At 72.6% G+C, this 7699-nt stretch carries 6 protein-coding genes; 4 read left to right on the top strand and 2 right to left on the bottom strand.

Going from position 1 to position 7699, the window contains the following annotated elements:
* Positions 1-2: 2 nt before the first annotated feature.
* Positions 3-464: a MarR family winged helix-turn-helix transcriptional regulator gene (locus ETD85_RS58045; RefSeq protein WP_138698370.1), complete on the bottom strand. Its 462-nt coding sequence runs from the start codon at positions 462-464 to the stop codon at positions 3-5.
* Positions 465-654: 190 nt separating this feature from the next.
* Here ETD85_RS58045 and ETD85_RS58040 point away from each other — a divergent pair, with 190 nt between their 5' ends.
* Complete coding sequence (locus ETD85_RS58040) at positions 655-1953, top strand: MFS transporter (RefSeq protein WP_138698369.1); 1299 nt, start codon at positions 655-657, stop codon at positions 1951-1953.
* A complete protein-coding gene (locus tag ETD85_RS58035; protein WP_206059550.1) occupies positions 1950-4715 on the top strand; it encodes a family 78 glycoside hydrolase catalytic domain in 2766 nt (921 codons plus the stop codon). Before ETD85_RS58040 ends, ETD85_RS58035 begins: the two co-directional genes overlap by 4 nt.
* A gap of 30 nt (positions 4716-4745) precedes the next feature.
* On the opposite strand, the gene ETD85_RS58030 is transcribed toward ETD85_RS58035, so the two are convergent.
* Positions 4746-5387, bottom strand: coding sequence for a TetR/AcrR family transcriptional regulator (locus ETD85_RS58030; protein ID WP_138698368.1), 642 nt, complete (start codon positions 5385-5387; stop codon positions 4746-4748).
* A 133-nt stretch (positions 5388-5520) separates the two neighbouring features.
* Here ETD85_RS58030 and ETD85_RS58025 point away from each other — a divergent pair, with 133 nt between their 5' ends.
* Entirely contained in the window at positions 5521-6177 is a 657-nt protein-coding gene (locus ETD85_RS58025) for a CatB-related O-acetyltransferase (RefSeq protein ID WP_138698367.1), read from the top strand.
* Positions 6178-6250: 73 nt separating this feature from the next.
* Positions 6251-7426 carry a macrolide family glycosyltransferase gene (locus tag ETD85_RS58020; RefSeq protein WP_206059549.1) on the top strand — a complete coding sequence of 392 codons (1176 nt, stop codon included), beginning with the start codon at positions 6251-6253 and terminating at the stop codon, positions 7424-7426.
* Positions 7427-7699: the final 273 nt, after the last annotated feature.

Genomic DNA, 7699 nt, shown 5'->3' with positions numbered 1-7699 from the left:
GGTCAGGACGAGGTCACGCCTTCCGCGGCGGCGGTGTAGATCTCGACGACACTGGCCAGGAAGTGTTCGACGACCTCCCGCTCGGCGCCGCTGAGCTTGCCGACGCGCTCGCCCACCCCGCCCAGCAGAGGGGCGAGGAGCTCGAAGAGCCGGGCCTTCGAGGTGTCGGCGAGCAGGACAAGAACCTTGCGGCGGTCGGTGGCGTGCGGCTGCCTGGTGACGTGACCGGCCCGCTCCAGGCGGTCGACGATGTGCGTGCTCGCCGCTGTCGAGACCTGCAGCCGGTCGGCCAGGTCCTTGGCAGTCAGCGGCCCGTCGGTGATCAGGTGCTCGATCGCCGACAGATCGGTGGAGTTGACGCCCAGGGCCTGACTCAGCCGCTGCTCCACCAGGCGGGTGAGCAGCCCGATCCGCTGCAGGCTCTCCATGATCGGGTCCTCGGCTGGCTTCTCTCCACTAGTCACGAAGGAACACTACCACGTAATTCGCTAACTAGGTTAGCTAGTTAAATCTGACCCGGGAGCGGAGGCCGATCGGAACACGGAAACAGAACAAGGCTCTTGCGCTTTTTGTAGATCGATCTACAATCACCAGCTAACAAGGCGCGGACCTGTGACGTGCGGGGCCGTATCATCCCCCTTCGAGAGGTATTTCATGGCGATAACAGAGAGCACGTCCCGGCGTGCCTGGCGTACGGCCGTGCTGGGTGGCATGGCCTCCTACATGGACGCGGCCACCATCGTGGGCACCGGCACCGCGCTCGTTCTCTACAAGCAGCATCTCGGCCTCACCCCCTGGATGATCGGGGCGGCGTCGTCGATCCTGACCCTCGGCCTCGCCGTGGGCGCCCTGTTCGGCGGCCGCCTGGGCGACCTGCTGGGCAGGCGCCGGGTATTCACCTACGACCTGGCGGTGTTCGTCGTCGGCCTGGCCCTGCTCGCCTTCGCGGCGAGCCCGTGGATGATCTTCGTGGGGGTGGGCGTCACCGGCCTGGCGATGGGGGCCGACATCCCGACCTCGCTCGCGCTGGTGGCCGAGGAGGCGCCGCAGGGCCGGCGGGCCAGGCTCGTCGCGTTCTCCCAGGTCCTGTGGAGCTGCGGCGGCCTGGCCGCCTACCTCATCGGCTTCCTGGTCTCCGGCCTCGGCGCCACGGGCGCGCGGATCATCTACCTGCACGTGGTGGTCGTGGCCGTCGTGGTGCTCGTCCTGCGGCAGCGCCTGCGCGAGTCGGAGGAGTGGGAACGCGAGCGCGACCGGCAGAAGCAGGCGCCCACCGGGGCCTCCCGCGGCGACTCCCTGCGTAGGCTGACCGCCAGGCCGCTGCTCGGGGCGGTCATCGGCCTCGGGCTCTTCTACGCGATCGGCAACCTGGTCGCCAACACCTTCGGCCAGTTCCAGACGTTCCTGTTCACCGAGGTCGCCGGGGCGCCGGTCTCGACGGCGACGCTCGTGGGGCTGCTGGCGTACCCGCTGGGGTTCGTGACCGTGCTGATCTTCATGAAGTTCGTGGACGGGCCGGCCCGCATGCCGCTGTACACGACCGGCGTCCTGATCATGGCGGCCGGGGCGGCGATCCCGCTGGTCGCGGGCGTCAACACGGTGACGCTGATCATCCTGAAGTTCTGCATCACGGTCGGCGCGGGCTTCGCCGGCGAGGTGATCTTCAAGGTGTGGGCGCAGGAGTTCTTCCCGACGCTGATCAGGGGCACCGCGCAGGGCATCGCCATCGCCTTCACCCGGTTCGTGGCCGCCGGGTTCGCGCTGGTCACCCCGGCCATCGCGGACTCCAGCCCGCAGGCGCTGATGGCGGTGCTGCTGGCCGCGGTGCTGATCGCCGCGGTGATCGGGTGGACGTGGATCTTCCCGCTGCGCCGCCGCGTCGTGGCCGGACAGGCCGCCGCCGAGGCCGCCGAAGCCGCTGAAGCCGCCGACCCGGAAGGGGCCACCCGATGACGACCACGACCGGCGACGTTCTCACCGCGCCGAGCGGCCTGCGCCTCGACGGCATGCCGGGAACGCGTCCCCGCCTGTCGTGGCGGACCGGCCGGGCGTCGGCGGGCTTCGACGCCCGCAGGATCGAGCTGACCCTCGACGGCGGCGAGCCGGTCACGCACACCGAGGAGGCCACCGGCCAGATCGGCGTGGCCTGGCCGTTCGACCCGCTGGCCGCCCGGGCCCGGGGCACGGTCCGGGTCGGCGTCAGGTCCGGCGGCGAGTGGTCGCCGTGGAGCGCGCCGCTGGCCTTCGAGAACCCGCCGCTCAGCGCGGAAGACTGGCGGGCGCGCTTCGTCTCGCCGCGTACGCTCGGCGCCACGCTCACCGCCGCTCCCCTGCTCAGCCGTACCGTCGAGCTGCCCGCCGCCGTGACGCGGGCCCGGCTGCACGTCACCGCGCTCGGCCTGCACGTGACGCGGATCAACGGCGAGCGGGTGACCGACGAGGAGCTGGCGCCCGGCTGGACGTCGTACGCGAACAGGCTGCGCTTCCGTACCCACGACGTGACCGCCCTGCTGCGCGCGGGCGGCAACGAGATCACCGCGCTGCTGGGCAACGGCTGGTACCGCGGCAGGCTGTACTGGCGCGGGGAGCGCGCGTTCTACGGCGACCGGCTGGCCCTGCTCGCGCAGCTGGAGATCGAGTGCGCCGACGGCAGCACCCACCTCGTGGTGACCGACGAGAGCTGGCGGGCGCACGACACGGGCGTGCTCGCCGACGACCTGTACGACGGCCAGACCACCGACCTGCGCGCGGGCCGCGGCCCCGCCGAGCCCGTGGACGTGCTCGACGAGCCGCTCGACCGGCTCTTCCCCGCCGACACGCCGCCCGTCCGCCCGGTGGCCGTGGTGCCGGGCGGCGTCCCCTTCCGCTCGCCGTCGGGCGCGCTGCTGGTCGACTTCGGCGAGAACCTCGTGGGCTGGGTACGGCTGCGCGTACGCGGCCGCCCCGGCCAGGAGATCGTGGTGCGGCACGCCGAAGTCCTGGAGCACGGCGAGCTCGGCACGCGCCCCCTGCGCAGCGCGAAGGCGACCGACCGCTACCTGCTGGCGGGCGGCGGGGCCGAGGTGCTGGAGCCGTTGCTGACGTTCCACGGGTTCAGGTACGCGAGCCTGGACGGCGTCGAGCCCGGGGACATCGAGGCGATCGACGCCATCGTGCTCAGCTCGGACCTGCGCCCGACCGGCCGCTTCCGCTGCTCGGACCCCGACGTGCAGACGCTGCACGACAACGTGGTGCGCAGCATGCGCGGCAACTTCCTCGACGTGCCCACCGACTGCCCGCAACGTGACGAACGGCTCGGCTGGACCGGCGACATCCAGGTCTTCGCGCCCACCGCCGCCTTCATCGCCGACTGCTCGGCCTTCCTCGCCTCCTGGCTGCGCGACCTGGCGGCCGAGCAGTTCGAGGACGGCTGCGTGCCGTTCGTCGTGCCGAACATCCACCACAACATCCTGCCCGCGGCCGCCGCCTGGGGCGACGCTGCCACGATCGTCCCCTGGACCCTGTACGAGCGCTACGGCGACCCCGAGGTGCTGCGCGAGCAGTATCCGAGCATGCGGGCCTGGGTCGAGCGCCTCAACGCGTTCGCCGGCGAGGACGGGCTGTGGACCGGGCGCTTCCAGTTCGGCGACTGGCTGGACCCGGCCGCGCCGCCCGACGCGCCCGGGGCGGCGCGTACCGACCAGGACCTGGTCGCCACCGCGCACTTCGTCAGGAGCACCGACCTGCTGGCCAGGGCCGCCGAGGTGCTGGGGCGCCAGGACGACGTCGAGCGGTACCGCGCGCTGGCCGCCAAGGTCCGGGCGGCGTTCGCCGCCGCCTACGTCACCCCCGGCGGCCGGCTGATGAACGACACGCCCACCGCGTACGCGATGGCCCTGCTGTGGGACCTGCTGCCCACGCCCGCCCAGCGCGCGGCGGCCGGCGCCCGGCTCGCCGACGTCGTACGCGCCAACGGTTTCCGCGTGGCCACCGGCTTCGTCGGCACGCCGCTCATCGCCGACGCGCTCACCGACGCGGGCTACCCGCACCTGGCCTACCGCCTGCTGCTGGAGCGTTCCTGCCCCTCGTGGCTCTACCCCGTCACCATGGGGGCGACCACGATCTGGGAACGCTGGGACAGCATGCTGCCCGACGGCCGGATCAATCCCGGGCAGATGACCTCCTTCAACCACTACGCGCTCGGGGCCGTCGCCGACTGGCTGCACCGGCGGGTGGCCGGGCTCGCGCCCGCCGCGCCCGGTTACCGGGAGATCGACGTGCGCCCCCTGCCGGGGCACGGGCTGACCTGGGCGGAGGCGGAGCTGGAGACGAGGTACGGCACGGCCGCCGTCGCCTGGCGGGTGGCGGACGGCACGCTCACGCTCGACGTCGAGGTGCCGCCGGGCGCCCACGCCACCGTCCACCTGCCCGGCCGGACGCCGGAACGGGTGGGCGCGGGGAAGCACCACCGGCAGGCGCCCCTTCCCGCCACGCCTGCGCGGGCGGAGACGATCGCCGATGCGGTGGACGACGCCGCGCTGTGGTCGCGGCTGACCGCGATCATGGCGGCGGAGGGCATCGCCGGCGACGAGGCGAGCGCGGCGGCGCTGGCCGCGCGCGGCCTGCCGCTGCCGCTGGCCGAGCTGGCCGGCGTGGTCGCCCCGCGCGCCACGCCGGAGCGGGTGGAGGAACTGCGGCGCTTCTTCGACGCGGCGGTGGCGGCGCACACCAGCTGACCGGCTCAGGTAGCGGCACATACCGCCCGCTCAAGCGTCGCCGTCCGGCGGAGACTTGGCGAAGGCGCCTGCTGCGGCGGCCAGGACGGCGGTTCTGGCCGCCTGGCCGGGCAGGTCCGGGTCGGGCGGCGTGCGGAGCAGCACCAGCTGGTGGTACACCGGCGCGGTGGCGGCGATGAGCAGCCGCCGCGCGTCGGTGTCCGGCGGGAGCTCGCCGCGCCGGACGGCCCGGCTGACGATGACCTCGCAGCGGGTGTACCGGTCCTCCCAGAGCCGCCGCACGCCGCGGGCGGCTTCTTCGGAACGGAACGAGGCGGCGAACAGGGCCGCGACGATGGGCGGCTGCGCGGCCAGCGACTCCTGGCTCTCGTGGTTCAGTGCCGCCAGGTCGCCCAGCAGGGAGCCGGTGTCCTGGGGCTGCCAGTCATCGTCGCTCGCCGCCTCGAAGACGTCGGCAAGCAGGCCGCCGACATCCCGCCAGCGCCGGTACACCGTCGCGCGATGCACGCCCGCCCGGGCCGCGACGGCCTCCATGGTCAGCGCGTCGTAGCCCCGCTCCCCCAGCTCGGCGCGGACCGCGTCGAGCACCTGCGTCCGGATGCGGCTGGTACGGCCGCCCGGGCGGCGCCGGGCCGGCGGGCCGCCCTCCGCCGGTGGAGGCGCCGGAGTCATCACTCGGACTCGGTTTGCTCAGCGGACAGCGTCATGCCACCATCTTAAAGTAGCAACTGTCGCGTTAGTAGCTGGTCTTCCGAAGCGCGCACCCCGGACCGCCCGGCCTTGACGGCCGGCTGAGAGGCACCGAATGAAATCCCATGTCCCCGCCGACCCGACCGTGGTGCACCCCATGCCGGGGCAGCCGCGGGTGGTGCTGCTCCGGCCGCTGGTCAAGTCCCCGCTGATCGAGGTCGGCGACTACTCCTACTACGACGACCCGGACGATCCGGCCGCGTTCGAGACCCGCAACGTGCTCTACCACTACGGCCCGGAGAAGCTGGTCATCGGCAAGTTCTGCGCCCTGGGCACGGGGGTGCGGTTCATCATGAACGGCGCCAACCACCGCATGGACGGCCCGTCGACCTTCCCCTTCCCCACCATGGGCGGCTCGTGGTCCGAGCATTTCGACCTGATCACGGGCCTGCCGAACCGCGGTGACACCGTCGTCGGCAACGACGTCTGGTTCGGCTACGGCGCCACGGTGCTGCCGGGCGTGCGGATCGGACACGGCGCGATCATCGGCGCCGGCGCCGTGGTCACCTCGGACGTGCCCGACTACGGGATCGCCGGCGGCAACCCGGCCCGCCTCATCCGCACCCGCTACAGCGACGAGGACGTGGCCCGGCTGCTGGCGGTGGCCTGGTGGGACTGGCCGGCGGAGCACATCACCGCCCACATCCGGACGATCATGTCGGGCTCCGTCGCCGACCTGGAAGCCGCCGCCCCGGACACCAGTCGCGCCTGACGCGGGCGCGGCACCCCGTACACCTGCCTCCGCGCCACATCCGTCCGGCCCCAGACCGAAACGAGGAGCTTGCATGTCCCGCCAGCGCGCCCACATCGCCATGGCCGGCATCCCCGCCGTCAGCCACGTCCTGCCCAGCCTGGAGATCATCCGCGAGCTGGTGGCCCGCGGGCACCGGGTGACCTACGCCAACGACCCGGCGGTCGGCGAGCTGATCGCCGGCACCGGCGCCGAGCTGGTCCCCTGCACCTCCACGCTGCCGGTCGCCGACAACAACTGGCCCGACGACCCCATCGCCGCGATGGGCCTCTTCCTCGACGACGCCGTCCAGGCCCTCCCCCAGCTGCGCGCGGCCTACGACCACGACCCCGCGGACCTCTATCTGTACGACATCGGCGCCTACGCCGCGCGCGCCCTCGCCGAATCGCAGAACCGTCCCATCGTGCAGCTGTCCCCGACTTTCGTCGCCTGGAAGAGCTACGACCAGGACGTGGCGGCAGATCTGTGGCAGCTGCCGGGCGCCGATGCCTACCGGGCGAGGTTCGCGCAGTGGCTGGCCGGCTCCGGTGCGTCCACCACCGACGTGGACATCTTCTCCGGCCGGCCGGCGCGGGTCCTGGCCCTGATCTCCCGGGCGATGCAGCCGCACTCCGACCAGGTGGACACCGGCACGGTGACCTTCGTCGGCCCCTGCTTCGGCCTGCCGGGGAAGGAGGGCGGCTGGACGCGTCCCGCCGAGGCCGAAAACGTCCTGCTGATCTCCCTGGGCTCGGCGTACACCCGCCGGCCGGACTTCTACCGCCAGTGTCTGGCGGCCTTCGGCGACCTGCCGGGCTGGCACGTCGTCCTGCAGATCGGCCGGCACACCGACCCGCGGGAGCTCGGCGACATCCCGGCCAACGTCGAAGTGCATTCCTGGGTCCCCCAGCGGGCGATCCTGGAGCAGTCGGACGCCTTCGTCACCCATGCCGGGATGGGCGGGTGCGGCGAAGGTCTGCTGGCCGGTGTTCCGATGATCGCGGTGCCGCAGGCCGCCGAGCAGTTCATGAACGCCGACCGTCTCGTGGAGCTGGGCGTGGCCCGCCGCATCGACACCCAGGACGCCACGGCCGAGGCCCTGCGGACGGCTCTGAGCGAGCTCGTGGCCGACCCGGAGGTCGCCCGCCGCTCGGCGCGGCTCCAGGCCGACGCGCTGGCCGAGGGCGGAACCGCGCGGGCGGCCGACCTGATCGAGGAGTTGCTGGGCTGATCAGCGCCGCCGCCTTTACGCTGTAGATTCATTTGGATCCGGCGGGTGGCAGCAATTGCCGTCAAACCCGACATGTGTGGTAAGCCTTCGTCATCACTTTTGTCACGGAGGCCCCATGCGTACCTTGGCTATCGCCGGATTGACCACTTTGCTGACGGGGCTGGCCACCCCAGCGGCCCTCGCCGAGCCGGCCGAGGATGGGCCGGTCGCGCACCGGCTCCCGTCCACGCTGGCCGCGGGCGACGGCTACTGGACGCCCGAGCGCATGCGCGC

Origin of the sequence: Nonomuraea zeae (genome assembly GCF_005889725.1) — a bacterium.
In the GTDB taxonomy this organism is placed as follows: Bacteria; Actinomycetota; Actinomycetes; order Streptosporangiales; family Streptosporangiaceae; genus Nonomuraea; species Nonomuraea zeae.
Note: the sequence above shows the minus strand (reverse complement) of the source record. Positions and strands in the feature narration are given on the sequence as shown.

Coding starts and splice junctions, on each gene's coding strand:
- ETD85_RS58040 (WP_138698369.1), top strand. CDS start 655: ATGGCGATAACAGAGAGCACGTCCCGGCGTGCCTGGCGTACGGCCGTG.
- ETD85_RS58035 (WP_206059550.1), top strand. CDS start 1,950: ATGACGACCACGACCGGCGACGTTCTCACCGCGCCGAGCGGCCTGCGC.
- ETD85_RS58030 (WP_138698368.1), bottom strand. CDS start 5,387: ATGACTCCGGCGCCTCCACCGGCGGAGGGCGGCCCGCCGGCCCGGCGC.
- ETD85_RS58025 (WP_138698367.1), top strand. CDS start 5,521: ATGAAATCCCATGTCCCCGCCGACCCGACCGTGGTGCACCCCATGCCG.
- ETD85_RS58020 (WP_206059549.1), top strand. CDS start 6,251: ATGTCCCGCCAGCGCGCCCACATCGCCATGGCCGGCATCCCCGCCGTC.